The organism is Dactylosporangium sp. CA-092794 (genome assembly GCF_050948465.1).
Lineage (GTDB): Bacteria > Actinomycetota > Actinomycetes > Mycobacteriales > Micromonosporaceae > Dactylosporangium.
The window spans coordinates 107446-132376 of record NZ_CP192044.1; the positions used below are offsets into that span (position 1 = coordinate 107446).

The window sequence follows — 24931 nt, forward strand, 5'->3', positions numbered from 1 at the left end:
GCCCGTCGGTGCATCCCCCAACGATGAGGTCGCCGCTATACGTGCAATCCACAGAAATTACTGCGGCATCGTAGTTGAAGGTTCGACAGTCGATCATTGTTGACACCCATCGCCCCTTTTGCCGCAGGGGAGGTTCCAGATTCGATAATGTGTTGTCCAGGATCGGTCATGGACACGGGCGAAACGCGCCGCGGCTCGCGCTGGCAGGCGGCACGCATGGCCTGCTGACGCGGCCATGCGTGCGACTGGTGAAGGCGCCGTGTGTTGACGAGACGACTAGAAGATTGCCGCGCCGGGCTCTGCTATGTCGTCGACGCGCAACGGAGTGGCCTGGTCCTGGTCCTCGGGGCTGTCCGGGTGCGGTGCGCCGAGAACAAGCGCCTCCGACTTGTACGGCCCCATTTCGCGAACACCGAGGTTGATGCACACAATGACGTTCTTTCCGACCAGGTCCTTCTCGTCGATGAGCGCATACTGCCCCACTGATGTCCGCTGGCCCAGGGGCCCGAGGTCCAGCTGAATCACCCGGGCGGGGTTGCGCGTGCCGTCGGCGAGTGGTGCAGCCAGAATGCGGGCGACCCGGAGATCGACGTTTTGGAATTTACCAAACGTGATCTGACTCTTCGGGGGCGTTTCTTTGCTTGACAACTCGGCGTCCTCCTGTTATCTGTGGTTCGGGTTGTACGGGTAAAGGTATCAAATAGTCCGTTTGGTCGCAATGTCCGATTGTGCTCAGGGTCAATCAGAGGACGTTGAGACTTGTCAGTATCTTCAGGTTCCGTCGCGTGCCACCATCGGATGATCGGTTGCCTATGTCGTTGTGCAAGGTGCCGGTTCGGTGGGTGAGTTCCGGCTTTAGCTGTGCACTAAGATACGAGCACTCGCCGGGGCCGCCGGCTCGGGAGATTGCGGTTCATTCGTGCGGCGATTATGTCGGCCTATATTTCGGGCCGGGTGGGTGCGGCGGGGGCGCCGGAGGTGACGGGTCACGCGGCGTCGTCCGAACGGCTCCTTGGTGGGTCGGCCGTTCGGTCAGATCTATGCGGCCAAATCACCACATGCTTCGCGCTTCGGTTGACTGGCGTCCGGGAGTGACCGATACGTTCGGTCACGGCCTTTGCAGTCGACGAAGGGTGTAGACGTTGTCCGGCCGACATTCCGTCGCGAGTCGCCGTCACCTCGTCCCATTGATCGCCGGTCTGGCCGCCGTCGTCGTCCTCGTGGGCGGCGCGGTCGCGACCGTCAACCTCGGCGCCGACACCAAGCCCACCGGTGACATCGAAGCCGATCGCAGCCCGCAGGAGCGCGCCGATCGCGGCCAGCGTCCGTCGCCGTCGGCGCAGCCGAGCCTCGCGCCCTCGGCCGAGGGCGGGTCTGCGCAGGTCAACGCCGTTTCGCCGAGCGCCTCGCCGACCCCGTCGAAGAGCCCGGCCCGCTCGAAGTCGCCGACCAAGACGGCGACCACGACGGCGCCGGCCGGGGTGGCGAGCAGCGGCACGTGCGAGGTGTCCTTCTATGCCGACGGCCAGACGACCGCGAGCGGCGAGGCGTTCGACCCCGACGGGCTGACCGCCGCGCACAAGACCCTGAAGTTCGGCACGATGGTCCGGGTCACGAACCTGGCCAACGGCAAGTCGGTCGACGTCCGCGTCAACGATCGAGGGCCCTTCGTAGCAGGCCGTTGTCTTGATCTTGCTCGCGGCGCCTTCGTGAAGATCGCCTCCATCAGCGCCGGAGTGATCGACGCCAAGTATGAGGTACTCAAGTAAGCCAGACCCGGCCGTTTGATGGAGCGGTCCGGCGGTCGGTTGGTGGCATGCTGTTGGCCGGACCTATGAAACGTCAGTTGCTTCCCGAGGCCCGCGCCGGTGTCGGCGCGGCCTTCGTGCTGCTCTGCCTCGTGCTCGCGGCAGAGGTCGCCGACGGGTTCCGGGCCGACTACGTGGGCCTGCTGGCCGCGGCGCCGTTCCTGGCCGCCGCGTTCGCGTCCTGGCCGGAGGTGCTCGCGGTCGGCAGCGCCTCGACGCTGTTCGCCTTCGTGTTCTGCGCGATCGAGCTCATGCACACCCGGGATCGCGCGCTGGTGCTGATCCTCAACCTCGGCGGGGTGATCGTGGCGAGCGGGATCGCCTCCGCCGTGGGGGCGATCCGGCAGCGGCAGATCGCGCGGTACGCCGAGTTGTCCCGCCTCGCCTCCGTCGCCCAGGGCGCGGTGCTGCGTCCGCTGGGGCCGCAGGTCGGGCCGCTGACCGTGGCCGCGCGGTACATCTCGGCCACCGCCGCCGCGGACATCGGCGGCGACCTGTACGAGGCGCTGGACACGCCCTACGGCGTCCGCATGATCATCGGGGACGTGCGTGGCAAGGGCCTCGATGCGGTCCGCCTGGCGAGCATCGTCCTGGGCTCATACCGCCACGTGGCCTTCGAGCGAGCCGACCTGCGGGCGATCGTCGCCGACCTCGACCGGGCCGTGGCCCGTTCGCTGGGCGACGAGGACTTCGTGACGGCGGCGCTGATCGAGGAGCGCGGCGGGACGCTGACGATCGTCAACTGCGGCCACCCCGCGCCGCTGCTGCTGCGGCGGGGCCGGGTGATCGCGCTGGACCCGCCGTCCAACGCACCGCCGCTGGGCTTCATGCCGGTGGTCAAGCCGCGGGTCGAGCGCCTGGAGCCGGGTGACCGGCTGCTGTTCTTCACCGACGGGCTGGCCGAGGCGCGCCGCGACGGGCAGTTCTTCCCAACGGCCGAGCGGGCGCAGCGGCTGCTGGGCCACGGCACGGTGGCGGACGGGCTGAAGTCGCTGGAGAGCGCGCTGCTGGAGTGGGTGCGCAACCGGCTCGACGATGACATCGCCTTGGTGCTGGTGGAGTACCAGGGGGTCAAGCCGCCGGCGCCGGTCCCCAGCTGGGAGATCGGCGGTGCCGGGGTCGCCTCGTCATAGCGCCGCTCGGGTTTGTTCTTGGCACCGCGGACCTGGCAGGGCCCGGCCGCCCGTTCAGGGCAGGCCGGGCCCGGTGTCTCACGGGAGGAACGGTCGTGCGTTGCACGGACCGGAGTCAAAAATCTCTACACCGGACGCGGCCGGGGGATGATCAGGCGGCGCATGGGAGCGCGGTGGCGGCCGGTGTAGAAGCGGGGGTACTTCGGGGCGAACATCGAGCCCATGAGACGGACGATCATCGCGCGGCCTCCTCTTGACGGCGAGTAACCGGTCAACGACCGCGCCATACCGGAGTGACGGCAGGACTGCTCCGCAACTACTCCCATTTCGGACTCTTCGGACCTGGGTGTGGCCTGCTTCACTCGACGGGGCCACTTGTCGACCTTACTGGCGAGTAATAAGGTTGCTGTTACCGACTGGTAACCTCGGTCGGCCATGCTCCACTGGCGCGTTAGAACATCCGCGAACCTACGGACGGGGGCCACTCCGCGATGACCCACTACAAGAGCAACGTGCGGGACCTTGAGTTCAACCTCTTCGAGGTCTTCGGTGTCGACAAGGTCCTGGGTCAGGGCCCCTACGCCGACATCGACGTGGACACCGCGCGCAGCTTCCTGGCCGAGATGGACCGGATGGCGCGCGAGAACCTGGCGGCCAGCTATGCCGACGGGGACCGCAACCCGCCGGTGTTCGACCCGGCCACGCACTCGGTGCGCCTGCCCGAGACGTTCCGCCGGTCGTTCGAGACGTTCATGGCGGCCGAGTTCTGGCGGCTCGACCTGCCGGCGGAACTGGACGGGACGCCGGCGCCGCGGGCGCTGTGGTGGGCCCTCGCCGAGATGGTGCTCGGTTCGAACGCTCCGATCTGGATGTACGCGTCCGGCCCCTCCTTCGCCAACACCCTGCGGGTGGAGGGCACCGAGGAGCAGCGGCGCTGGGCGAAGATCATGGTCGACAAGCAGTGGGCCTCCACGATGGTGCTGACCGAGCCCGACGCCGGCTCCGACGTCGGCGCCGGGCGCACCAGGGCGGTCCCGCAGCCCGACGGGTCCTGGCACATCGAGGGCGTCAAGCGGTTCATCACCAGCGGTGAGCACGACCTCGCCGAGAACATCGTCCACTACGTGCTGGCCCGGCCGGTCGACACGCCCGGCGCCGGCGGCCCGGGGACCAAGGGCCTCTCGCTGTTCATCGTGCCGAAGTTCCACTTCGACCCCGAGACGGGCGAGCTCAAGGACCGCAACGGCGTGTTCGTGACGAACGTCGAGCACAAGATGGGCATCAAGGTGTCCACCACGTGCGAGGTGACCTTCGGCGGCCACGGCGTGCCGGCCAAGGGCTGGCTGCTCGGCGACGTGCACGAGGGCATCCGGCAGATGTTCCTGATCATCGAGTACGCCCGGATGATGGTCGGCACCAAGGCCATCGCGACGCTGTCGACCGGCTACCTCAACGCCCTCGAATACGCCAAGAGCCGCGTCCAGGGCGCCGACCTGATCGTCAACGACAAGGCCGCGCCCCGGGTCACGATCATCAACCACCCGGACGTGCGCCGGTCGCTGCTGACCCAGAAGTCGTACGCCGAGGGCCTGCGCGCCCTGGTCCTGTACACGGCGTCCTGGCAGGACAAGGTGGCGCTGGCCGAGGCGGCCGGCGACGAGCCGGCGGCGAAGCTCGCCAAGCGGGTCAACGACCTGCTGCTCCCGCTGGTGAAGGGCGTCGGCTCGGAGCGCGCCTACGAGCTGCTGGGCAGCGAGTCGCTGCAGACCTTCGGCGGCTCCGGCTTCCTGCAGGACTACCCGCTCGAGCAGTACGTGCGCGACTCGAAGATCGACACCCTCTACGAGGGCACGACCGCGATCCAGAGCCTCGACCTCGTGTTCCGCAAGATCGTGCGGGACCAGGGCAAGGCGCTGCTCACCGTCGCCGGCGAGATCCAGCAGTTCCTCGAGGCCGAGGCCGGCAACGGCCAGCTCAAGCTGGAGCGGGTGGCGCTGGGCAAGGCGCTGGCCGAGGTGCAGCAGATCCTGGGCGTGCTGACCGGCTGGCTGGGCGAGGCCCAGGCCGGCGAGCCGCAGGCGCTCTACAAGGTGGGCCTGAACACCCGCCGCTTCCTGCTCGACCTCGGCGACGTCGTGGTGGGCTGGCTGCTGCAGCGGCAGGCCGACATCGCGCTGAAGGCGCTGGCCGGCGAGGTGTCGCCCGCGGACAAGGCCTTCTACGAGGGCAAGGTCGCGGCCGCGAAGTTCTTCGCGCACGAGATCCTGCCGCGGGTCGGCGCCGACCGGCGGATCGTCGAGTCGACGACGCTCGACGCGATGCAGCTGGATGAGGCCGCCTTCTAGGCCCTTCCAGGCCTTCTAGGTCGAAAGGGTGGAGGGCAACGGCGCCCTCCACCCTTTCGTTGTGCCTCGTTCTGGTCGTCAGCCTCGGGCCGTGTGCTGATCGACCAGCGGGGCCTCGGCCTCGGCGAGGTCGCGCCAGGTGGTGTCGAAGCGGTGGACCGCGATGCCGGACGTGGCCAGGGCGCGGTCGCGGAGCGCGCTGGGCGCCAGCAGATCGGATAAATCCGTAACTGTGGGATTGTGGCCGACCAGGAGGAGGGTCGCCACCGCCGGGTCGGTCTGCTGCAGCAGGTCCAGGGTGTCGGCCGCGGGGCCGACGTAGATGCGCTGCTCGTAGATCGCCGGGGTCTCGGCCAGGCCGAGGTCCTCCAGCGTTTCGCGGGTGCGCACGGCCGTCGAGCAGAGTACGGCGTCGGGGGCCAGCGCGGCCCCGCGCAGCCACTCCCCGGCGGCCCGGGCGTCGCGGTGGCCGCGCGCGGTCAGCGGCCGCTCGATGTCGGTGGCGTATTCGTCCGGGTCGGCGGCCTTCGCGTGGCGGAGCAGGATGAGCGTGCGCACGGTCATGGGGACAAGCGTGCCCGATTGAAGGATGTCGCGCGTGGGTAACCCTGCCTCGGACAGGTTTACCCAAACAGACAGCCGGGAGGCCTTCGATGGGTATCGGCGGAAGTATTCTCCTGATCGTCGTCGGCGCGATCCTGACGTTCGGGCTCAAGGACACTGATCTTGGGCCGTTCAACCTCGACACGATCGGTTGGATCCTCCAGATCGCCGGGCTCGTGGGCCTGGTGCTGACGCTCTACTTCTGGAACTCGCGCCGGCGCACGGTCGTGACCCCGGCGCCGCCGGCGGGCGGCACCGTGATCCCGCCGACCACCGACGAGGTGGTCGAGCGCCGCGAGCGCCGCTACTGACACTCACCGCGCCGGCGCCGCGACGCCCCGCCCGCGCCGCGGCGCTGGCGTGGTGTGTCAGGCCAGCGCCTGATCGACCCCTCGGCGCCGGCCCCTCGGCCCGGCCGGGCGGCGACCAGAAGTCTCCGTGATCATGATGTCCGCGGTGACCGCGCCAGGGGTTTGCCATGATCCCGGAGACTTCTGGTACACGGGGGTACATCAGCGCTCCGTGATCATGAAAAACCGTTGGTGTCAGTGCTGGGTTGCGCATGATCGCGGAGACTTACGGTCGCTGCGCCGTGCAGCGCCCGACCGTGCTCACCCTGGGACGCGCGGATCGGGCACCACGTGGCCGCCGGCGGGCATCGCGGCCGGCGCGACCAGTTCGGCCGCCGGTCGAGTCGCACCTCGCCGCCGGTGGGCCCGTGAAGCTCCGCCGGGTCGGCAACTACGACGCAAGGCCGCTGATCGCGCTGACAGCCTCCGTCGTGAAGGCGGTCAGTGGGCGTAGAGGGCGAAGTAGATGGCGATGTGGTGGCAGATGGCGGCGACCAGCGTGCAGGCGTGGAAGAACTCGTGGTGGCCGAAGACGGTTGGCCACGGGTTCGGGCGGCGCAGGGCGTAGAAGACCGCGCCGACCGTGTAGAAGGCGCCGCCGGCCAAGGTCAGCACCAAAGCGGTCACGCCGCCCGCGTGCAGGATGTCGGGGAGGACCGCGATCGCTACCCAGCCCAGCGCGATGTACAGCGGCGCGGACAGCCAGCGGCGTTTGCTCATCGCGCTCCACTGCTTCATCCCCACGCCCAGGACCGCGCCGCCCCAGACCGTGGCCAGGATCGCGATGCGGGTGTTGCCGGTGAGCAGCAGGACGCTGAACGGGGTGTAGGTGCCCGCGATGAAGACGAAGATCATTGAGTGGTCGAGGCGGCGCATGACCTTGTACCACCGCTCGGTCCACACGCGGCGGTGGTAGAGCGCGCTCGTGCCGAACAGTGCCACCACCGAGATGCTGTAGACCAGGCAGCTGACGAACGGGGCCCAGCCGGGGCGGGCCGCGGCGAGCGAGCACAGCACGATCCCACACACGACGGCCACGCCCGCCGCGTATGCGTGCAACCAGCCCCGCATGCGGGGTTTGCCGAGGTCAACCGGGCGCAGACGGGTTTCGGTCCTCACGGTCACGCCGTCTAGGTTACGGTACCGTAAGTTACTGGCAAGTATCGGGATGGCGTCTATCGTGACGGGGTGCAGCTACGCCGCGTCGGCGCCGACGCGCTCCTGATCGAGGTCGACAATCCGCTCGACTGGTTCGCCGCGCTCGACGCCGAGCGGGGCGCCGGGCGGCTGGCGGTGGTCGACATCGTGCCCGGAGCACGCACGGTCCTGCTCGACGGGGTGTCCGACCCGGTCCGGCTGGCGGCGCGGCTGCGCGACTGGTCGATCGATCCCGCGGCGGTACCGCACGAGCCGCCGATCGTCGTCGACGTGCGCTTCGACGGCGTCGACCTGCCGTTCGTCGCCGAGCACGCCATCACCACGGTCGACGCGGTCGTCGGCGCGCTCACCGGCACCGAGCTGACCGTCGCGTTCTGCGGGTTCGCGCCGGGCTTCGCCTACCTGCGCGGGCTGCCCTGGAGCGTGCCGCGGCTGGAGGAACCGCGCACCCAGGTCCCGGCCGGCTCGGTCGCGCTCGCCGCCGAGTTCGCCGGCATCTACCCCACGCCGTCGCCGGGCGGCTGGCGGATCGTCGGGCACAGCGACGCCGACCTGTTCGACGTCGACAAGAAGCCGCCCGCCCTGCTCACGCCGGGCCGCAGCGTCCGGTTCCGGGCCGCATGATCGCCGCGGTGCTGATGGTCGAGGCCTCGGGGCCCTTGACCACCGTGCAGGATCTGGGCCGGCCCGGATACGCCCACCTCGGCGTGCCCCGCTCCGGCGCGCTCGACCGGCCCGCACTGCTCGTGGGCAATCGGCTGGTCGGCAACCCGCCGGACGCGGCCGGGCTGGAGATCACGCTCGGGCCGTTCGTGGCGATCGCCGGCGCGGCCGGCACGGTCGCGCTCACCGGGGCCGCCGCCCCGCTGCGGGTGGGCGGGCGGCCGGCGCCGCTCAACGCGCCGGTGCCGGTGCGGGCGGGCGAGCGGATCGAGGTGGGGCGGGCGACGCTGGGGCTGCGGGCGTACCTCGCCGTGGCCGGCGGGCTGGCCGCCACGCCGGTGCTGTCCAGCCGCTCCACCGACACGCTGTCGCTGCTCGGCCCGCCCGTGGTGCGGGCCGGCGACCGGCTGCCGCTCGGGCCGGCGACCGGCGATCCGGCCGCGGTGGACGTGGCACCCCGGGCCGCGCTCGGCGGGCCGATCGTCCTGCGGATCACGTGGGGGCCACGCGCCGACCGGTTCACCGATGCCCGGGCGCTCGCCTCAGGGGAGTACCAAGTCCGAAGCGAGAGCAACCGGGTCGGGGCCCGGCTGGACGGACGGGCCCTGACCCGCGCGGACGCCGGGGAACTGCCCAGCGAGGGCATCGTGCTCGGCGCGGTGCAGGTCCCGGCCAACGGCCAGCCGCTGGTCTTCCTGGCCGACCATCCCACCACCGGCGGGTATCCGGTGGTCGCCGTCGTCGACGCCGCCGACCTGCCGCTGCTCGCGCAGGCCCGGCCGGGAGATAGCGTTCGGTTTCGTGGACCTCAACAGTGACCTCGGCGAGGGCTTCGGGGTGTGGCGCCTCGGCGACGACGAAGCCCTGCTGTCGATCGTGACGAGCGCCAACGTGGCCTGCGGCTTCCACGCGGGCGACCCGTCCACCATGCGCCGGGTGAGCGCGCTGGCCGGCGAGCGAGGCGTGCTGGTGGGGGCGCAGGTGAGTTACCGCGACCTGGCCGGCTTCGGCCGCCGGCGGATCGACGTGCCGCCGGACGAGCTCGCCGACGAGCTGCGCTACCAGATCGGCGCGCTGTCGGCGTTCGGGCCGGTCGCCTACGTCAAGCCGCACGGCGCGCTCTACAACGCCGCCGCCGTCGACGAGGAGCCGGCCTCCGCGGTCGTGGCGGCCGCCGCCGCGGCCGGCCGCCCGCCGGTGCTCTGCCAGCCCGGCTCGGTCCTGGCCCAGCTCGCCGCGGAGGAGGGACTGCGGGTGGTGGCCGAGGGGTTCGCCGACCGCGGATACCTCCCCGACGGCCGGCTCGTCCCCCGCACCCGGCCGGGCGCCCTGGTCACCGACGTGGCCGCGGTGGCCGCGCGGGCGGTGCGGATGGCGGTGGACGGCGTGGTCGAGGCGGTCGACGGGGCGGCGATCCCGATGCACGTGGAGTCGCTGTGCGTGCACGGCGACACGCTGGGCGCGGTCGAGATGGCCCGCGCGGTGCGCGCGGCGCTGGTGGAGGCCGGTGTCGAGGTCGCCCCGTTCGTCTCAGTCTGAGGCGTCCATGCCCCGCAGGATGAGGGGCAGCCGCGCGGCGCCGTCGCCGGTCACCCGGATCGGCACGCCCCAGTCCTGCCGGGTCAGGTGGCAGGCCGGGAACTCCGCGTCGACGTCGCAGGTGGCCGCCTGGGCGACGACCTGGAGCACCCCCTCGGTGACCTCGGCGGAGAGGACCAGCCGGCGGCGCAGGTCGGTGCTCACGCCGGCGCCCTGCAGTAGCAGCTCCGGCGGCGACGCGGACACCTCCAGCCGGGTCGACGGGCCGAACGACTCGTCGAGCTTCTGGCCGGGCGCCGGCTCGAAGATCAGGTCGAGCTCCACCGCGCCGGGGGCCAGCATGGTGGGCGGGCGCTCGGTGCGGTGCCGCACGCCGGCCACGTCGACGCCCGCCGCGGCCAGGGTACCCGCGCCCAGCCGGACCAGCCGGTGCGCGCCGGACTCGACCACGACGACGTCGCCGTCGGCGGTCAGCACCAGGTCGCTGGGCTCGCGCAGCCCGTCGGCGACGGTCGAGACCTGCCCGTCCGCGACCCGGCGCACCGCGCCGTTGTAGGTGTCGGCGACGAGCACGCTGCCGTCGGCGAGCGCCAGCACGCCCAGCGGGTGCTGCAGCAGGGCGAGCTCCGCCGGGCCGTCCACGTGCCCGAAGTCGAACAGGCCCCGGCCCACGGCGGTGTGCATCTCGCCGCTGCCGACCCAGCGCACGGCCGAGGACTCGCTGTCGGCGATCCACAGCCGCTCGCCGCCGGGCGCGGCGGACAGGCCGGACGGCTGGGCCATCCAGACCTCGGGCAGCGGGCCGTCCTTGAGCGCCTCGACGGTGGTGCCCGCGTAGACGCCGGCGGTGCGCTTGATCGGGTCGAACCACCACAGCTGGTGGATGCCGGCCATGGCCACGATGACCTTGCCGTCGTACCAGGCCACGTCCCAGGGCGAGGACAGGTCCACGGCCAGCGAGTCGTGCGCGTCGAAGTCCACGGTGCCGCGCCACTGCCGTCCACTGCCGGCCACGGTGCGCACCTCGCCGGTGCCGAGCGTCAGGCCGCGCAGCAGGTGGTTGACGGTGTCGGCGACCACGACGTCGTAGCCGGCGACCTCCGCGACGTCCGGCGGGAGCAGACAGAGCCCGCCCGGCTCGGAGAACTCGGGCTCGGTGCCGTCCTTGCGGCCCCGCCGGCCGGTGCCGATGCGGCGCACGAGCGTCTCGTTGTCGGCGTCGAGCTCCACCAGCGACTGATGGGTGGAGTCCGCGACCAGGAAGTGGCCGCCGGGCAACGCCAGGGCCTTGCCGGGAAACCGCAGCGGTGTCGAGTCCGGATGTGGTACGGCATGAGGCGAGTCGCCCCGGCGCAGCGTCCCTCGCGCCTCGTGCACCCGGACCAGCTCCTCGACCAGCCGGGCGAGCCCCTCGGCGTGGCCCTCGCCGGCCATGTTGGCCACCACGTAGCCCTCCGGGTCGAGCACCGTGAGGGTCGGCCAGGCCTTCGCGGTGTACTGCTGCCACATCCCGAGCTCGGGATCGTCCAGCACCGGGTGGTCGACCCCGTAGCGCTCGACGGCGGCGGCGAGCGCGTCCGCGTCCTTCTCGTGCTCGAACTTCGGGCTGTGCACGCCGATCGTCACCAGCACGTCGGCGTAGCGCTCCTCCAGCGGCCGCAGCTCGTCGAGGACATGGAGGCAGTTGATGCAGCAGAAGGTCCAAAAGTGAAGCAAGACGCAGTGACCTTTGAGCTGCGCCAAGGTGAGTTCACGGCCGCCGGTGTTCAGCCATGCGCGACCGCGAAGCTCAGGTGCGCGGACCCGGGGGGAAAGGTTCACCGAGAAAGCGTGCCACGCCGGCGCCGAAGCCTTTGCGCGGGTCAGCGGCGAGCCGGTCAGCCGCAGCGGAAGCAACCCCAAGAGTTGAACCGCGGAGCGTCTCGGCGTCCACGTGCGCCATGGTCCGCGACTGGTTGGTCTGGGCCTGACGTGCAGCCGGTCGGCTGATCGCCCAATAGCCCGGCCGCTCGGGTCGGGCCTGCCGAGGCGAGGTCGCGGAGCCGACAAAATGGCCCGGCAGCGCGGGCCGGCGAGGTGCTGAGTGCAACGTCCGCCGCCGATGGCTGATAGCCGTCCGTGTGCATGCCAGACTGATGCGGTGATGGACTCGTTCGAACGAAAGGCCGCAGAGATCAAGGCCGAACTCAACAGGTACCGAAAGTTGGACCGGCTGACGTGCGACTGTTCGCAACCCAACAGCACCATCGCGATCGTGTACGCGAGCCAGGATGGGCAGATGTGGCTGTGGACCCCCGGAGGGCGCGGGCCAGCCAACTACCCTGGGCAGAGCGACGAAGGGTCGATCACACCGCAGCGTTACTTGCCGCAAGCTACGCCGTTGCCGCGCAGTCCTGGGGATGTCGCCTATACGGCCGTCTCATCGTGCCCCCGTTGCCGTAAGGGCCGTCTCCTGATTCCCGGCGTCGGCTTCATCCATCAGGTCCCACTCGGTGCGCCGACGTGGGCGCGCGTGACAGAGTAGCGGAGGACTGCGCTAGTGTCCTCGAAGAACTCCATGCCTGACCGGGATCGGCGAACCTGACCCGCATGCCTTGGCCGCTGCGGGACTGAACCCCAAAAGGGGTTGGTTCGCCGTGCTCGCGTTGGAGCGGCTTCTTTCAGCTGGACCCTGGGCGCTAATCGTTGTCGCGCTTATCTATGCCGTACCTCGGCTCGTCATCGCCTTGGTCGCCCTGTTCAGGGTGCCCCCGGACAAGCTGCCGGCCGTACTCCGTGCGTTGGCGGAGCTGTTCAATATTCGGCGCCGCCCCTGATCGCGCTGGTGGCTGGGGGCCGGTCGGCTCGCTACCGCTCGACTAGGGCGGCCGGGTTGAGAGCGACGACAGGCACGCCGTAGAGCGCAAAGCTCGGAAGCGTCGCCGTAGTGACGAGGACGTCGGCGACGGTCAGCGCGTCGAGAGCAAGTCGTCGACATCAGCGCTGGCGCCGAGGGTGTCACGGCGTAGCCGAGGGCGGCCGACTCGCGGGCAGGCGACGTACATACGGTCGGGAGTAACGTTGCACATCGCGGAACCTCCAGCATTCTGCAAGGGTTCGGCCTGCGGTGAAGTCGCATGTTCGAGGTCTGCCTATTTGAGTCGATTACGCGTCTGCGGGCTCGGGCTCGTCGGCCCAAGCGAAACGAAGGCGCGAAGCCGGGTCGAATCGGAAGCCACGGCGGCCGTTTGCGGGCAGGACATAAACGGCGTCGAGGGCCAGGGCGAGGAGGTCACGGCGGTCCTCGGTGGTCGCCGTCTCCCACGTGGCGCGACTGACTTCGGGGTCAATCAGGGCGCCGATGTTCGCCTCGGGGAGCGGGTATTCGGCGAGGTTTCGGCGCAGACCCTCGACGCGGGCGCCTAGCTGTTCGTGTAGGCGATCCCAGCGCTTAACGGCGTCAGGGCCGTCAAACTCGCCGCGCAGATAGCGGGCGTCTTCGAGGTCGGCTAGACGAGCGGTCGCGTCGTTGAGCGCGGTTTGGATTGTTGCGCGCTCGCGGATGACCTCGGGATTGTGTCTGGCGATCCACCGCTCGGCGATGCGATCAAGGAGTTCGTCGCCCGGTTTCAAGGCCGCGAGGCATCGAATGAAGGCTTCCGCGACAGCCTTGTCCACGGCTGCGATGAACGCCTGCGAGTAGACCCCACAGAGACGGCCGAGGCGCCGGGCCTGGCACACGTACGACCTGCCGGATGCCGACATGCGGTTCTTGCAGCCTGAGCAGCGTAGAAAACCGGTCAGAAGATGCGAGGTTTCGGCGCGCACGCCACGAGGGCGCCCCGACTTGTCGGCCGCAGTGCGGGCCTTCAGGATGCGGACGATCTGCAACTGCTCGGCGGGGGTGATGATGCCTCGGCCGATTTCGACCGTTTCGCCCGTCTCGGGGTTACGCCAGGGGACGACCTTCGCGGTGTACTTGCCATCGCGTTTGACCGTCTGAGGCAGGAGGCCAGCGAAAGCGGGCGCTTTGACGAGTTGCGAAAGCGTCCCGACGTTCCAGGCCCCGCCGCGCGGCGACGGGATTTCGCGCGTGTTGAGGTCGCGGGCAATGCGGACGAGCGGCTCGCCGGAGATGGCGCGCTCGGCGATCTCCCGGGCGGTTGGCGCGGTGTGCGGGTCGTGATCGAGCCGGTTGTCGGTGCCGATCATGAGGCCGTAAGGCGATTGTCCGCCGATCCATCGGCCCATGCTGCGAAGGTGCGCCTTCGCCGAGGCGACGCGGAGCCCGATGTTCGCGGACTCACTGCGGGCGACCTCGGAGAGCAGTGCGAGCACGAGCCGCGATTGCGGCTGCGAGGTGTCGAGGCCATCTTGTACGAAGACGATTCGACCTCCGGCCTTCTCGACGTCATCGAGGACTTGGCCGGCCTGGCCCATGCCTCGGCGCGAGAGGCGGTCGACCTTCCAGACGATCAGGGTTCCGACGGTGCCTGTCGTGAGCGCGGAAATCGCTGCGTCGAAGCCCTTACGGTCGACGGGCTTAAACCCAGACCGGCCACGGTCGATGTGGACAGAGCGCACTTCAAGACCGTTTCGCGCGGCCCAGGCCCGGCAGTCCGCCTCTTGGCGCTCGATCGCGGTCTTGCCCTCGCGGTCGAGTGACAGGCGGAGGTATAGGTCGGCTAGGTGTTCATGGTGCGACATGGCGGGGACGCTACGGTCCCCGCGCGCCGAGTTGCAAGATTCTTCTAGGAAAACGAGAAGTCGAGCAAGACGATCTTGCCGCGCAGGTCGGCGAGGCGCAGGTCCTTGCCGCCGGTGTTGAGCCAGCCGCGTCCGCGCAGCTCGGGGGCGCGGACGCGGGCCTTGAGCAGTGGTGAGCCGGACAGCTCGGTCACTTCTGGCTCGCCGGGCGGAGGCAGAGGACCTGCTCCTTCTGCCCCTTGTGTTGCAGCACGATGTACGGCTGAGCGGCGTCCGAGCAGCTCTCCGGCTTGTCGACCCTGGAGACGATCCGGAACGCGTCCTCGTCGGAGCAGCCGGCCTTGGTCGCCGAGTCGCCGTCCTGCTTGACGCAGGAGTTGACCGCGAAGCTCGTGCCGCCGGCGTCGCTCAGGGCCACGACGATGGCGGTGCCGGCCACCGCGAGCAGGAACACGGCCACCACGATGACGAGGCCGACGAGCAGGCCGCGCCGGCTCTTGGCGGGCGGCTCGGGGGTCGGCACCGGGGCGTCGCCCTCGGTCGGGAACGCGGGCGGGTTGTCGCCCGGCATCGTCACGAGGTCGCCGTACCGCGGCCCGCTGCCCTGGTACGTGCCGCTCGCCGACGGTGCCGAGGTCTGGTACGTGCCGGTCGCCGGCGGCGCGGAGGTCTGGTACGTGCCGGTCGCCGGCGGCGCGGAGGTCTGGTACGTGCCGGTCGCCGGCGGCGCCGACGTCTGATATGTCCCGGTAGCGGGGGGTGCCGAGGTTTGGTACGCGCCGACGGACGGCGGCGGACCCGCCTGGTAGCCGCTCATGGCCGGCGGGGCGGAGGCCTGGTAAGCGCTCGTCGCCGGCGGCGCGGACGCCTGGTAGAGGCCGGTGGCGGGCGGCGCGGAGCTGGGCGGCGCCGAGGTGGGCGCGCCGGCCGGGCCGGCGGGCGGGACGGACACCTGCGCCCGGGCCTGGTACGTGCGCGACGCCGGGCCCGGATCCGACGGGATCTGGCCCAGGCTCGGCGGGGCGGGCACGCCGGGCACCGGCGAGGCGGGCACGCCGGGGATGGGATGGGCCGGCACGTCGGGCACGACCGGGCCGGGCACCTGTGCGGAGCCGGACGGCGGCCCGGAGACCTGGGCCGAGCCGGTAGGAACCTGGGCGGATCCGGTGGGGACGCGGGCGCTGCCGGTGGGGACGCGGGCCGAGCCCGAGGCGGATCCGGGGGCGCCGGCGCCCGAGGACGGTGCCGCGTTGGGAGCCGGCTGGGCGGCCCACGGGCTCGCCTCCGGAGCGGCCGCCGGGCTCGCCGACGCCTGCGGGGTGAAGCCGGGGAAGCTGCCGGGCGGACCGGGCGGCGTGATCTGGCCGGGCACCGATGCCTTGCCCGAGGCGCCGGGCACCGACGCGGAGCCGGAGACCGATGCCGATCCGGAGGCCGGCGTGCTCGCGCCCGCGGCGGAGGTGCCGTAGGTGGCCGGCGGGGCCGAGGGCACGCGCGGCGGGAGGGGGCCGGCCGGCGGGAACGGGCCCGGGCGGGCCGGCTCGGCGTCGCCGGTTTCCTGCGGCTGACCTGGGGGCTGGGGGGTGGGCGGTGGGGGCGTCGCGGGCGATGACGGGACAGGGACCGAAGCGGTCGCGCGGACGGCCGGGGCCCGGCCGACCGGCGGGGTGCTCGCCGCACTCTCGTCCGGCTGCTCGGACGGGTGCTGCTGGTCGGGCGTCATGCGTGCCTCCTGTAGGTCTGACCCCTGCGACCGTAGTCGACCCGGGAGAGACATGGCAGAGCCGGTCCCGAGGTTCGTCGCATAGAGCACCGCCCCGGTCCGGGGAGGGAGCGGACCGGGGCGGCCTGGGGGTGTGCCTACGGGCAGGGATTAACTGCGGTTGATCATGGCGTGGAGTTCGTCGCGCAGGGCGGACGACGGGTTCTTGGCGATGGCGCGCTCGATGGCGTCCATCCGGCGGGCGGCGGTGCGGCGGGCCTTGAAGCGCTCGAAGAAGGTACTCACGGCGGTGCTCCTCTGGACGGTATGTAAGGACGGCTATGTTTCCCATCCATTACACGGCGCCCGGGAGATCCATTGCCAGCGAATATGAAGTGATCCGGCCCACCCGCCGACGAATCGTCGGTCGATTGGCAGGATGAACACCCTGTTCGTCGGCCATATGACAGTGGCCCCGCGCTCAGCGCGGGGCCACCGGGTGCGGATTGGCCTGGTCAGCCCCAGGCGAGCAGGGCGGCCTCGGGGTCGTCGAGGAACGCGCCGACGTCGCGCAGGAACTTGGAGCCGAGCTCGCCGTCGATGATGCGGTGGTCGAACGACAGCCCGAGCGTCGTCACCTGCCGGACCTTGACCTTGCCCTTGTGGACCCACGGCTGCTCGCGGACGGCGCCGAAGCACAGGATCGCCGCCTCGCCCGGCGGCAGGATCGGGGTGCCGGTGTCGACGCCGAAGACGCCGACGCTGGTGATCGTGAACGTGCCGCCGGCCATGTCGGCCGGCGGGGTCTTGCCCTCCCGGGCGGTGCCGACCAGCGCCGACATCGCGTCGGCCAGCTCCCGCGTGGTCAGGTCCTGGGCGTCCTTGATGTTCGGCACGATCAGGCCGCGCTGGGTGGCGGCGGCGATGCCCAGGTTGACGTAGTGCTTGACCACGATCTCGTCGCCGGCCCAGGTCGAGTTGACCATCGGATACCGCCGCAGGCCCAGCAGCGCGGCCTTGGCCACCATGAGCAGGGGCGAGACGCGCACGTCCCGCCAGTCGCGGTGGGCCTTGAGCCGCTCCAGCGCCTTCATCGACCGGGTGACGTCGACCGTGAGGAACTCGGTCACGTGCGGCGCGGTGAACGCGCTGGCCACCATGTTCTCGGCGGTCAGCTTGCGCACGCCCTTGACCGGGATGCGCTCCTCGCGCTCGCCGGGTCGCCGCGGCGCGACCACGGCCCGGGGCGCCGCCGCCGGTGCGGATTGCGCGGTCAGCACGTCGTCGCGGGTGATCGAGCCGCCGGGGCCGGTGCCGTCGATGCCGGTGAGGTCGACGCCCAGGTCGCGGGCGAGCTTGCGGACCGGCGGCTTGGCCAGCACGCCGGCGCCCGCGCGCGGTGCCACGGCCGGCGGCGCCGCCGGGGGCGCGGGCGGCTGGGGCGCCGGCTCGCGCGGTACCGCTGCGGGCTCTTGAACCGGCGCGGGCGCCGCGGCCGACCGCGGACGCCGCTTGGCCGCGGTGGTCCGGGGGCCGTAACCCACCAGCACCGCCGTGCGGCCCCCCGGAGCGGGACCACCGATCATGCCGGGCTCGACCGGCCCGTCGCCGGCCACCTCGACCGCGGCGAGCGACGCGGCCGACGGCGCGGGCACGTCGGGCGTCTCGGGCAGGTCGCCCGCGCCGGGGTCGGTGTCGATGGCGATGATCGGCTGGCCGACCTCCACCATCGTGCCTTCGTCGTGGAAGATCCGGGTCACCTTGCCGGCCCACTTCGCCGGGATCTCGACCGCCGCCTTCGCGGTCTCCACCTCGACGATCGGCTGGTTGAGCGCGATCACGTCGCCGACGCCCACCAGCCACTTGAGGATCTCGCCTTCGGTGAGGCCCTCGCCCAGGTCGGGCAGGTTGAACTCCTTGACCCTGGTCATGTGGCGCGGCCCCCTAGAACCCGAACGAGCGGTCGACGGCGTCGAGCACCCGGTCGAGGTCCGGCAGGTACTCCTCCTCCAGGCGCGCGGCCGGATAAGGCGTGTCGAAGCCGGTGACCCGCAGGACCGGGGCCTCCAGCGAGTAGAAGCACTCCTCGGTGATCCGGGCGGCGAGCTCCGCGCCGATGCCGACGTTGCCGGGCGCCTCGTGGACGACGACCGCGCGGCCGGTGCGGCGCACCGACTCGTACACCGGGCGCATGTCCAGCGGCGAGAGCGTGCGCAGGTCGATGACCTCCAGCGAGCGGCCGTCCTCCTCGGCGGCGGCGGCCGCGTCGAGGGCGGTGCGCACCATCGGGCCGTAGGCGAGCACGGTGACGTCGGTGCCGGGGCGGGCGACGCGCGACGCGTGCAGCGGCAGGCTCGCGCTGTCGACGTTGACCGGGCCCTTCTCCCAGTAGCGGCGCTTGGGCTCCAGGAAGATGATCGGGTCGTCGGACTCGATCGACTGCTGGATCATCCAGTAGGCGTCGTCCGGGTTGGCGCACGTGACGACCTTGAGGCCGGCCGTGTGCGAGAAGTAGGCCTCCGGCGACTCCGAGTGGTGCTCGACCGCGCCGATGCCGCCGCCGAAGGGGATCCGGATGACGATCGGCAGGCTGACCTTGCCCTGTGAGCGATAGTGGATCTTCGCCACCTGCGAGACGATCTGGTCATAGGCCGGGTAGACGAAGCCGTCGAACTGGATCTCGCAGACCGGACGGTACCCCCGGATCGCCAGGCCGACCGCGGTGCCGATGATGCCGGACTCGGCCAGCGGCGTGTCGATCACCCGCTCGTCGCCGAAGTCCTTCTGCAGCCCGTCGGTGATGCGGAAGACGCCGCCGAGCTTGCCGACGTCCTCGCCCATGATCAGGACCTTGTCGTCGCGCTCCATGGCGCGGCGCAGGCCGTTGTTGAGCGCCTTGCCGAGGGTCAGGTTCTCCGCGGCGGCCATCAGTGCCCACTCCCCTCGAACGACGCAAGGTACTTGGCGAACTGTTCCTTCTGCTCCGCGAGCTCGGGGGAGCCGTGCGGATACACATGGTCGAACAGCTTCAGCGGGTCGGGGTTGGGCATGTTGAGCACCCGCTGCCGCAGGTCGGCGGCGGCCACCCGGGCCTCCTCGTCGATCGCGGCGAAGTAGTCGTCCCCGGCCATGCCCTGCTTGGTCAGGAAGGTGCGCAGGCGCTTGATCGGGTCCTTGGCCTGCCAGGCCTCGACCTCGCTGGCGATGCGGTAGCGGGTCGGGTCGTCGGAGGTGGTGTGGGCGCCCATGCGGTAGGTGTACGCCTCGATCAGGGCCGGTCCCTGGCCGTGCCGGGCGTCGTCGAGCGCCTTGCGGGTCACCGCGTAGCAGGCCAGCACGTCGTTGCCGTCGACGCGCAGGCCGGGGAAGCCGAAGCCGCTGGCCCGGTGGTAGAGCGGCACCCGGGTCTGGCGCTCCAGCGGCTCGGAGATCGCATACTGGTTGTTCTGGCAGAAGAAGACCAGCGGCGCGTTGAACACCGAGGCCCAGATGAACGCCTCGTTGACGTCGCCCTGGCTGGTGGCGCCGTCGCCGAAGTACGCGATGACCGCCTCGCCGTCGTCGGAGCCGACCTTGCCGTCCTTGACCACGCCCATGGCGTAGCCGGTGGCGTGCAGCGTCTGGGCGCCGATGACGATCGTGTACATGTTGAACTTGAACTCGTTGGGGTCCCAGGCACCCTGGTCGACGCCGCGGAACAGGCTCAGCGGCATGATCGGGTCGATGCCGCGGCAGTAGAGGACGCCGTGTTCGCGGTACGTCGGGAAGGCCATGTCCTGCGCCCGCAGTGCCCGGCCCGAGCCGACCTGGGCCGCCTCCTGGCCCAGCAGACTCGCCCAGATGCCCAGCTCACCCTGGCGCTGCAGGGCGGTCGCCTCGGCGTCGAGCTTCCGGACCACGACGAGGTCGTGGTAGAGCGAGCGGTACTCATCGTCGGTGAAGTCGACCGCGTAGCCGGGGTGGTCGACCCGGTCTCCGTCGGGGGTGAGTAGCTGCACGAACGCGGGTTCAGGCGCGGCCCGTGTTCCTGACGCCCGGGCCTTTACTTCGCCCTTCGCCATCCGTTTCTCCCTGTCGTCTCTCGCGTCGGCAGCGGGGGTGACCCTGCCGCGCGGCGGGGGGTGGCTGCCGCGCGGCGACCCTGTGGGGTCGGCACGTGGCAATTGGGCATGACCGCGGCCATGCCCGGGAGCCGGCCCCAGGATCTCTGCCTCGCAGGGTATGCGGAGGCTACGGCCCCGTTGCCGGTGTGTGTCCAGCATCGCAGAAGGCGTGTCGATCGACACCCTGGAGTCCGGCATGCCCGCCGGGCTAATCCCGAAAAATCCCCCTAGGATGGGCATCCCTTTTGGGGAAACGTCGCGTTAGTCCGGGTGCCATCTAGGGTTTGGAGCATCCGTTGTCGTCCGACGTGCGCAACCATCGGCCCTTCTCGCCGAATCGGCGCCCGCTGCTGATCTCCGCGCTCCTGGTGCTGCTCACCTCGGTGCCGACGATGATCGTCGTGGCCGCGGGCAGCGCGACGCTGGACAGTGCGCCGCCGACGCGGGCCCCGGCCGTCGCCGACCCCGAGCCCGGCCCGGTCGTGGTGGACTCGTCGCCGCCCACCGACCGCCATTCCCTGGGCGCCGCGCCGACCGCGCCTCAGCCGCCGTTGCCGCGGATCTCGCCGCGACCCTCCGGGGGCTCGGGAGCCGGCGGCGACCTTCCGCGGCCCAGCGCATCGGGCCGGCCGCCTCGGGGTCCGTCCTCGGCGGCCTCTGGCTCGTCGGGGTCCTCGGCGTCCTCGGGGTCCTCGGCGGCGGAGGCGTCTCCGCCGGAGGTGCCGATCCAGGATCGGGCCTGGCCGGGCTGGCGGAGTGAGCTAGCGACCGGCGCGAGTGTTGGAGTTGCGGGTGACCACCGCCCACGCCGTGGCGAAGGGTTTGCAGGGCCACGCCTCGCAGCCGGCCGTGCAGCCCTGCGCGTGACGGCCGACGAGTGGCTGGTGCCGCTCGACCCGGCGCCGCGCGTCGGTGATGGCGTGGTCGTAGATAACGGGCATTGAGACTCGCTCCTCAGACGCCCTGGGCCGCGGGCGCGGTCCACAGCAGGCGGGCGTTGTAAAGCTGCTGCGCGGTGGCCAGCGCCGCCTCGGCCGAGCGGAAGACCGCGACCTCGGTCTTGCCGTTGCCGAGCCGCCAGCTGAGAACGGCCTGATCCGGCAGCTCATGCCCCCAGGCGACGACCTGGGGATGGTCGTCGTCGAGCGGATCGGCGACAATGCCGAAGAGCCGTGGCGCGCCCTCGAGCAGGAGCGTGTCGTCCTCGAACACCACTCTCTCCCTCCGGCCGAGGAGCGATCTGACGGCTCCAGAATGCACGTGCAGGTTTCGCGCGGCAATACGTCGGCCCGAAGTTGAGTAGAGCAAGCCAATCGCTCATACATGGAGGCGCTTGCGCACCACCCCGGTAACGGACACACTCGTCTTGAGTAATGGAGGTGAGCGGTGTCCAGCGCCCAGAGCCCCACGTTCCCTAGATTCCAGTTGGGCAAGCAGCTGCGTGAGTTGCGCGAGCGCGCCCGGCTCACCACGGAGGACGTAGGGCTGCAACTGGACTGCTCACCCAGCACGATCAGCCGTATGGAGGGCGGGAAGGTCGGAATCCGCCGCAGCACGCTGGAGAAGCTGCTCGAGATTTACGACGTTCGCGACGCGGAGCAGATCAGCACATTGGTCGTGCTGGCCAAGGAGGGCAAGACCCGAGGCTGGTTCGCCCGTTACGGTGATCTGCCGGCGAGCTACTCGCGGTACATCGGCCTGGAGTCCAGCGCGATCGAGATGCGCGACTACGAGGCCCTCGTGGTGCCGGGCATGCTGCAGACCGAGGAGTACACGCGCGCCCTGCTCGCCGCCTCGCCCGGCGAGTCCGAGGACGCCGTCGAGGCGCACGTCAAGGCCCGCCGCGAGCGGCAGCACCTGCTCAACCGCCCCGACCAGCCATTGCAGTTCATCACGGTCCTGGACGAGAGCGTCATCCGGCGCAGCATCGGCGGACCCGACGTCATGCGGTCGCAGCTCAAGCACCTGGCCGACATGGGCCGGGCGAGGAACGTGACGATCCAGATCCTGCCCTTCTCCGGAGGGGCGTATGCCGGCATGGCCGGGTCGTTCGCGATTCTCAAGTTCCAAGATGCACCAAGCGTCGTGTATGCCGAGGCCATGACCGGGGACATCTACCCGGCCGCCGATGATGTGCAGCGGTACCACGACGTGTTCGAAAATCTGCGAGCTGCCGCGCTCAGTCCACTCGAGTCCATCAAGTTGATCGAGGATCTCCCGTTCTGAGCCCGGCCCGGACCCAAAGGAGTGCGCAGATGGCTGCGCTGAACGAGCGGTGGCACAAGCCCACCCGAAGCGGCAACAACGGACAGTGCGTCGAGGCGCGGTTCGTCGACGGCGTCGTCGAGGTCCGCAACTCCAACGCCCCGGACGCGGGTCTGGTGCGCTTCACCCGCGCGGAATGGGACACCTTCATCGTGGCGGTCGACCAGGACGGCGAATTCCGCCTTCCGTAAACTGATCTTCGGCCCCCGCATCGGAGTTTCTGCATCGGAGTTCCCGGGTCGGGGGTTTTCGCATGGGGGGTTCTTGCATCGGGGGTTTTCGCATCGGGGGTTTTTGCAAACGACGAAGGGGCGGCCCCGACCGGCCGTCCCTTCGTCGTAGCTGCGAGCTGTTTTTGATGTTAACGCTCATTTCCCGGCGCCGGTACCGTGCGGTTCCAGTCCGCGTGATGTTGTTCAGCCCGCGCGTGATGTTGCAAAAGTTGCGAATCGGGCCGGGGAGCAATCCCGCGATGTGGGTGTCGCCGGGGCGGGTGACGGAGTAACTATGAGTTATGACCACTCAGGTGTCTCCGGCCGCGCCGGTCGCGGCCCTGACGATCCGGGCGTACCGACCCACTGATCACCGGGAGTGCCGGCTGCTGTGGGCGGAGCTGACGGCGGCCGACGCGGTGCTCTACGGCGGCCGATCGGGTGACGACTCGGGGGCGGCGTTCGAGGAGTACCTCACGCGGCTCGATCTGTCCGGGATGTGGGTGGCCTCCGACGCGGGCGGGGCCGTGGTCGGCATGGTCGGCCTGGTGCTCGACGGGCGCGGTGGCGAGGTGGAGCCGCTGGTGGTGGCCACGGCGCGGCGCGGCGAGGGGATCGGGCGGGCGCTGCTGGCGCACGTGGCGGACCAGGCGCGGCGGCGGGGGCTGGGGCAGTTGACCATCTCGCCAGCGGCCCGCAACACCGATGCCATTCGATGCTTGCATGCGGCGGGTTACGACGCGCTGGCGCGGGTGACGCTCGCCATCGACCTCAATCGGAAGGGGTCGGTGTGGCGGGATGGGATCGATCTCTACGATCTGCGTTTCCGCTGCTGATCCTTTTGTTTCTGATCCTCGTTGATTTGCTTTTGTTTGGCTTCGTCTTCGTCTTCCGCCTTGGTTTCGTCTTCGGCCTTGGCTTCGGCCTTGACTTGTCGGCTGTAGCTTGTCGGCGCGGTTTTCGCCAGGCCTGTGGATGGCCGGCCCGGGTTATCCACAGCCGAAAACCGCTCGTTCCCCGCGCCCGGCCCGGCGGGCGAGGCTCCTTCCCATGCGTTCCCGAATGCTCCTGCGCGGCCCGGCCGAGCTCCTCTCCGCCATGCCCTACCTGCTGGGCTTCCACCCGTCCGACAGCCTCGTCGCCCTGGGCCTGCGCGGCTCCGGCCTGCACCTGCAGCTGCGCGGCGACCTGCCCGACGACCGCGAGGCCGCGGAGACGCTCGCCGAGCACTACGCCCGGCTGTTCCGCCGCAACGGCATCGACGGCGCGCTGCTGATCGGCTACGGCCCGCCCGAGCGGGCCGAGCCCTTCCTCCACGCGGTCGGCGCCGCGCTCGCCGGCTGCGGCATCCCGCTGCTCGACATGCTGCGCACGCACGACGGGCGATACTGGTCGCTGCTGTGCGAGGCCGCCGAATGCTGCCCGCCGGAAGGCCGGCCGTTCGACCCGCAGACCTCGGTCGCCGCCGCCGAGGCCATCGTCGCCGGGATGGTCGCGCTGCCCGACCGCGACGCGGTGGCGTCCGGCTTCGCGGGCCCATCCGGCCCGGCCCTGGCCGCGATGGAGGACGCCGGCAACCGGGCCAACCTGCGCGTGCTGCGCCTGGTCTCGGGCCGCGACCCGGCCGGGGTCCGCACCGCGGCCGTCGCCGCCGGCCGTGCGGCGCTCGAGTCGGCCCTGGCCGGCTGCACCGCCGAGCGCCGGCTCACCGACGACGAGGTGGCCTGGCTGCAGGTCCTGCTGCACGTGGTCGACTTCCGCGACCGCGCCTGGGAGCGCCTGGACCGCGACCTGCGCCGCGGCGGCGACGCGGCCGAGGCCCACCGCCGCCTGTGGACCGACCTGGTCCGCCGCTGCGAGCCGGCCTCGGCCGCCCCGGCGGCGGTGCTGCTGTCGTATCTGTCCTGGCGCACCGGCAACGGCATGCTCGCGACCATCGCGCTCGACCGCGCCCTCAACGCCGACCCCGGCTACTCGGCGGCCGGCCTCATGGCGGAGATCCTGGGCCGCGGCCTGTCTCCCGACCAGGTGCCCCCGATCTCGCAGACCCGCCGCCGGCGCCGCCCACCGGGCCGCCCCCGCCGCACCGCCACCCGCCCGGGCCGCCGCCCCGACCCGGTCCGCCCCGGCGCCACTCCTCCTCGGCCCGGTGGCGGGCCCGAACCCAGGGTTGAGTCACCGAGGGTTGTCGATCCGCCGCTCGCGCCGGAGCCGCCCTTGGTGCTCGAGCCGCCGCTCGTCGTCAAGCCCCGGCTGGCCGTCGATCCGCCGCTGCTCCCGCGCCCGTCGCCGCAGGACGGTCGCGGTGCTTCGCCGCCTTGAGTGGTCTGGCTGGTCAGGCGGGCGCGGGGCTTCGCCGCCTCG

26 protein-coding genes are annotated in these 24931 nt (G+C 70.9%); 11 read left to right on the forward strand and 15 right to left on the reverse strand.

What is annotated here, in order from left to right; genetic code table 11:
• Positions 1 to 276 precede the first annotated feature (276 nt).
• Entirely contained in the window at positions 277 to 648 is a 372-nt protein-coding gene (locus tag ACQPXD_RS00460; protein WP_432833666.1) for a hypothetical protein, read from the reverse strand.
• Positions 649 to 1187: 539 nt separating this feature from the next.
• Here ACQPXD_RS00460 and ACQPXD_RS00465 point away from each other — a divergent pair.
• The 3 genes from ACQPXD_RS00465 (at position 1188) to ACQPXD_RS00475 (ending at position 5286) form a co-directional block, all read left to right on the forward strand.
• Positions 1188 to 1769, forward strand: coding sequence for a septal ring lytic transglycosylase RlpA family protein (locus ACQPXD_RS00465; protein WP_432833668.1), 582 nt, complete (start codon positions 1188 to 1190; stop codon positions 1767 to 1769).
• A 65-nt stretch (positions 1770 to 1834) separates the two neighbouring features.
• Complete coding sequence (locus ACQPXD_RS00470) at positions 1835 to 2941, forward strand: PP2C family protein-serine/threonine phosphatase (RefSeq protein WP_432833670.1); 1107 nt, start codon at positions 1835 to 1837, stop codon at positions 2939 to 2941.
• 491 nt (positions 2942 to 3432) lie between these two features.
• On the forward strand, positions 3433 to 5286 hold the full coding sequence (locus tag ACQPXD_RS00475; protein WP_432833672.1) for an acyl-CoA dehydrogenase: 1854 nt from the start codon (positions 3433 to 3435) through the stop codon (positions 5284 to 5286).
• A gap of 78 nt (positions 5287 to 5364) precedes the next feature.
• On the opposite strand, the gene ACQPXD_RS00480 is transcribed toward ACQPXD_RS00475, so the two are convergent.
• On the reverse strand, positions 5365 to 5850 hold the full coding sequence (locus ACQPXD_RS00480; protein ID WP_432833674.1) for a SixA phosphatase family protein: 486 nt from the start codon (positions 5848 to 5850) through the stop codon (positions 5365 to 5367).
• Positions 5851 to 5939: 89 nt separating this feature from the next.
• Between ACQPXD_RS00480 and ACQPXD_RS00485 the strand changes: the two genes are divergently transcribed.
• Positions 5940 to 6200, forward strand: a complete 261-nt coding sequence (locus ACQPXD_RS00485; protein ID WP_432833676.1) for a DUF6458 family protein — start codon at positions 5940 to 5942, stop codon at positions 6198 to 6200.
• A gap of 480 nt (positions 6201 to 6680) precedes the next feature.
• Here ACQPXD_RS00485 and trhA read toward each other — a convergent pair whose 3' ends face one another.
• Complete coding sequence (gene trhA / locus ACQPXD_RS00490) at positions 6681 to 7310, reverse strand: PAQR family membrane homeostasis protein TrhA (protein ID WP_432843523.1); 630 nt, start codon at positions 7308 to 7310, stop codon at positions 6681 to 6683.
• 117 nt (positions 7311 to 7427) lie between these two features.
• Here trhA and ACQPXD_RS00495 point away from each other — a divergent pair, with 117 nt between their 5' ends.
• Genes ACQPXD_RS00495 through ACQPXD_RS00505 form a run of 3 tightly spaced genes read left to right on the forward strand, consistent with a single transcriptional unit; the run spans position 7428 to position 9599 of the window.
• Positions 7428 to 8021 (forward strand): 5-oxoprolinase subunit B family protein, encoded by a 594-nt coding sequence (locus ACQPXD_RS00495; protein ID WP_432833678.1) that lies wholly within the window; start codon positions 7428 to 7430, stop codon positions 8019 to 8021.
• Complete coding sequence (locus tag ACQPXD_RS00500) at positions 8018 to 8878, forward strand: biotin-dependent carboxyltransferase family protein (RefSeq protein WP_432833680.1); 861 nt, start codon at positions 8018 to 8020, stop codon at positions 8876 to 8878. Before ACQPXD_RS00495 ends, ACQPXD_RS00500 begins: the two co-directional genes overlap by 4 nt.
• Positions 8862 to 9599 carry a LamB/YcsF family protein gene (locus ACQPXD_RS00505; protein ID WP_432833682.1) on the forward strand — a complete coding sequence of 246 codons (738 nt, stop codon included), beginning with the start codon at positions 8862 to 8864 and terminating at the stop codon, positions 9597 to 9599. Before ACQPXD_RS00500 ends, ACQPXD_RS00505 begins: the two co-directional genes overlap by 17 nt.
• On the opposite strand, the gene ACQPXD_RS00510 is transcribed toward ACQPXD_RS00505, so the two are convergent.
• The 11 genes from ACQPXD_RS00510 to ACQPXD_RS00560 form a co-directional block, all read right to left on the reverse strand.
• Entirely contained in the window at positions 9591 to 11420 is a 1830-nt protein-coding gene (locus ACQPXD_RS00510; protein ID WP_432833684.1) for an NHL domain-containing thioredoxin family protein, read from the reverse strand. The genes ACQPXD_RS00505 and ACQPXD_RS00510 overlap by 9 nt on opposite strands.
• Before the next feature lie 1323 nt (positions 11421 to 12743).
• Positions 12744 to 14285: a recombinase family protein gene (locus tag ACQPXD_RS00515; protein WP_432833686.1), complete on the reverse strand. Its 1542-nt coding sequence runs from the start codon at positions 14283 to 14285 to the stop codon at positions 12744 to 12746.
• 44 nt (positions 14286 to 14329) lie between these two features.
• Positions 14330 to 14479 carry a hypothetical protein gene (locus tag ACQPXD_RS00520; protein ID WP_432844382.1) on the reverse strand — a complete coding sequence of 50 codons (150 nt, stop codon included), beginning with the start codon at positions 14477 to 14479 and terminating at the stop codon, positions 14330 to 14332.
• On the reverse strand, positions 14476 to 16008 hold the full coding sequence (locus tag ACQPXD_RS00525; protein ID WP_432833688.1) for an LppU/SCO3897 family protein: 1533 nt from the start codon (positions 16006 to 16008) through the stop codon (positions 14476 to 14478). The genes ACQPXD_RS00520 and ACQPXD_RS00525 overlap by 4 nt, the downstream gene beginning before the upstream one ends.
• A 150-nt stretch (positions 16009 to 16158) precedes the next feature.
• Positions 16159 to 16293: a hypothetical protein gene (locus ACQPXD_RS00530; RefSeq protein ID WP_432833690.1), complete on the reverse strand. Its 135-nt coding sequence runs from the start codon at positions 16291 to 16293 to the stop codon at positions 16159 to 16161.
• Positions 16294 to 16502: 209 nt separating this feature from the next.
• Complete coding sequence (locus ACQPXD_RS00535) at positions 16503 to 17918, reverse strand: dihydrolipoamide acetyltransferase family protein (protein WP_432833692.1); 1416 nt, start codon at positions 17916 to 17918, stop codon at positions 16503 to 16505.
• A 13-nt stretch (positions 17919 to 17931) separates the two neighbouring features.
• Positions 17932 to 18915 (reverse strand): alpha-ketoacid dehydrogenase subunit beta, encoded by a 984-nt coding sequence (locus tag ACQPXD_RS00540; RefSeq protein WP_432833694.1) that lies wholly within the window; start codon positions 18913 to 18915, stop codon positions 17932 to 17934.
• Positions 18915 to 20048, reverse strand: a complete 1134-nt coding sequence (gene pdhA, locus ACQPXD_RS00545; protein WP_432833696.1) for a pyruvate dehydrogenase (acetyl-transferring) E1 component subunit alpha — start codon at positions 20046 to 20048, stop codon at positions 18915 to 18917. Before pdhA ends, ACQPXD_RS00540 begins: the two co-directional genes overlap by 1 nt.
• 319 nt (positions 20049 to 20367) lie before the next feature.
• Positions 20368 to 20595, reverse strand: coding sequence for a hypothetical protein (locus ACQPXD_RS00550; protein ID WP_432833698.1), 228 nt, complete (start codon positions 20593 to 20595; stop codon positions 20368 to 20370).
• 256 nt (positions 20596 to 20851) lie between these two features.
• Positions 20852 to 21031 (reverse strand): hypothetical protein, encoded by a 180-nt coding sequence (locus tag ACQPXD_RS00555; RefSeq protein ID WP_432833700.1) that lies wholly within the window; start codon positions 21029 to 21031, stop codon positions 20852 to 20854.
• Positions 21032 to 21044: 13 nt separating this feature from the next.
• Positions 21045 to 21302, reverse strand: coding sequence for a hypothetical protein (locus ACQPXD_RS00560; RefSeq protein WP_432833702.1), 258 nt, complete (start codon positions 21300 to 21302; stop codon positions 21045 to 21047).
• A 213-nt stretch (positions 21303 to 21515) separates the two neighbouring features.
• Between ACQPXD_RS00560 and ACQPXD_RS00565 the strand changes: the two genes are divergently transcribed.
• From ACQPXD_RS00565 to ACQPXD_RS00575, 3 genes are all read left to right on the forward strand, one after another.
• Positions 21516 to 22316 (forward strand): helix-turn-helix domain-containing protein, encoded by an 801-nt coding sequence (locus ACQPXD_RS00565; protein ID WP_432833704.1) that lies wholly within the window; start codon positions 21516 to 21518, stop codon positions 22314 to 22316.
• A gap of 29 nt (positions 22317 to 22345) precedes the next feature.
• Positions 22346 to 22546: a DUF397 domain-containing protein gene (locus ACQPXD_RS00570; RefSeq protein WP_432833706.1), complete on the forward strand. Its 201-nt coding sequence runs from the start codon at positions 22346 to 22348 to the stop codon at positions 22544 to 22546.
• A 335-nt stretch (positions 22547 to 22881) separates the two neighbouring features.
• Entirely contained in the window at positions 22882 to 23403 is a 522-nt protein-coding gene (locus ACQPXD_RS00575; protein WP_432833708.1) for a GNAT family N-acetyltransferase, read from the forward strand.
• Here the strand turns inward: ACQPXD_RS00575 and ACQPXD_RS00580 are convergent.
• Positions 23379 to 23564: a hypothetical protein gene (locus ACQPXD_RS00580; protein WP_432833710.1), complete on the reverse strand. Its 186-nt coding sequence runs from the start codon at positions 23562 to 23564 to the stop codon at positions 23379 to 23381. The two genes, ACQPXD_RS00575 and ACQPXD_RS00580, sit on opposite strands and share 25 nt — an antisense overlap.
• Before the next feature lie 53 nt (positions 23565 to 23617).
• On the opposite strand from ACQPXD_RS00580, the gene ACQPXD_RS00585 reads away from it, so the two are divergent.
• Positions 23618 to 24889, forward strand: a complete 1272-nt coding sequence (locus ACQPXD_RS00585) for a DUF4192 domain-containing protein (RefSeq protein WP_432833712.1) — start codon at positions 23618 to 23620, stop codon at positions 24887 to 24889.
• The last annotated feature ends 42 nt before the right edge of the window (positions 24890 to 24931 follow it).

Excerpts from the sequence above, each read along its gene's own strand:
- ACQPXD_RS00470 (WP_432833670.1), top strand. The coding sequence starts at position 1,835 with ATGAAACGTCAGTTGCTTCCCGAGGCCCGCGCCGGTGTCGGCGCGGCC.
- ACQPXD_RS00475 (WP_432833672.1), top strand. The coding sequence starts at position 3,433 with ATGACCCACTACAAGAGCAACGTGCGGGACCTTGAGTTCAACCTCTTC.
- ACQPXD_RS00480 (WP_432833674.1), bottom strand. The coding sequence starts at position 5,850 with ATGACCGTGCGCACGCTCATCCTGCTCCGCCACGCGAAGGCCGCCGAC.
- ACQPXD_RS00485 (WP_432833676.1), top strand. The coding sequence starts at position 5,940 with ATGGGTATCGGCGGAAGTATTCTCCTGATCGTCGTCGGCGCGATCCTG.
- trhA (WP_432843523.1), bottom strand. The coding sequence starts at position 7,310 with ATGCGGGGCTGGTTGCACGCATACGCGGCGGGCGTGGCCGTCGTGTGT.
- ACQPXD_RS00500 (WP_432833680.1), top strand. The coding sequence starts at position 8,018 with ATGATCGCCGCGGTGCTGATGGTCGAGGCCTCGGGGCCCTTGACCACC.
- ACQPXD_RS00515 (WP_432833686.1), bottom strand. The coding sequence starts at position 14,285 with ATGTCGCACCATGAACACCTAGCCGACCTATACCTCCGCCTGTCACTC.
- ACQPXD_RS00525 (WP_432833688.1), bottom strand. The coding sequence starts at position 16,008 with ATGACGCCCGACCAGCAGCACCCGTCCGAGCAGCCGGACGAGAGTGCG.
- ACQPXD_RS00535 (WP_432833692.1), bottom strand. The coding sequence starts at position 17,918 with ATGACCAGGGTCAAGGAGTTCAACCTGCCCGACCTGGGCGAGGGCCTC.
- ACQPXD_RS00540 (WP_432833694.1), bottom strand. The coding sequence starts at position 18,915 with ATGGCCGCCGCGGAGAACCTGACCCTCGGCAAGGCGCTCAACAACGGC.
- pdhA (WP_432833696.1), bottom strand. The coding sequence starts at position 20,048 with ATGGCGAAGGGCGAAGTAAAGGCCCGGGCGTCAGGAACACGGGCCGCG.
- ACQPXD_RS00555 (WP_432833700.1), bottom strand. The coding sequence starts at position 21,031 with ATGCCCGTTATCTACGACCACGCCATCACCGACGCGCGGCGCCGGGTC.
- ACQPXD_RS00570 (WP_432833706.1), top strand. The coding sequence starts at position 22,346 with ATGGCTGCGCTGAACGAGCGGTGGCACAAGCCCACCCGAAGCGGCAAC.
- ACQPXD_RS00585 (WP_432833712.1), top strand. The coding sequence starts at position 23,618 with ATGCGTTCCCGAATGCTCCTGCGCGGCCCGGCCGAGCTCCTCTCCGCC.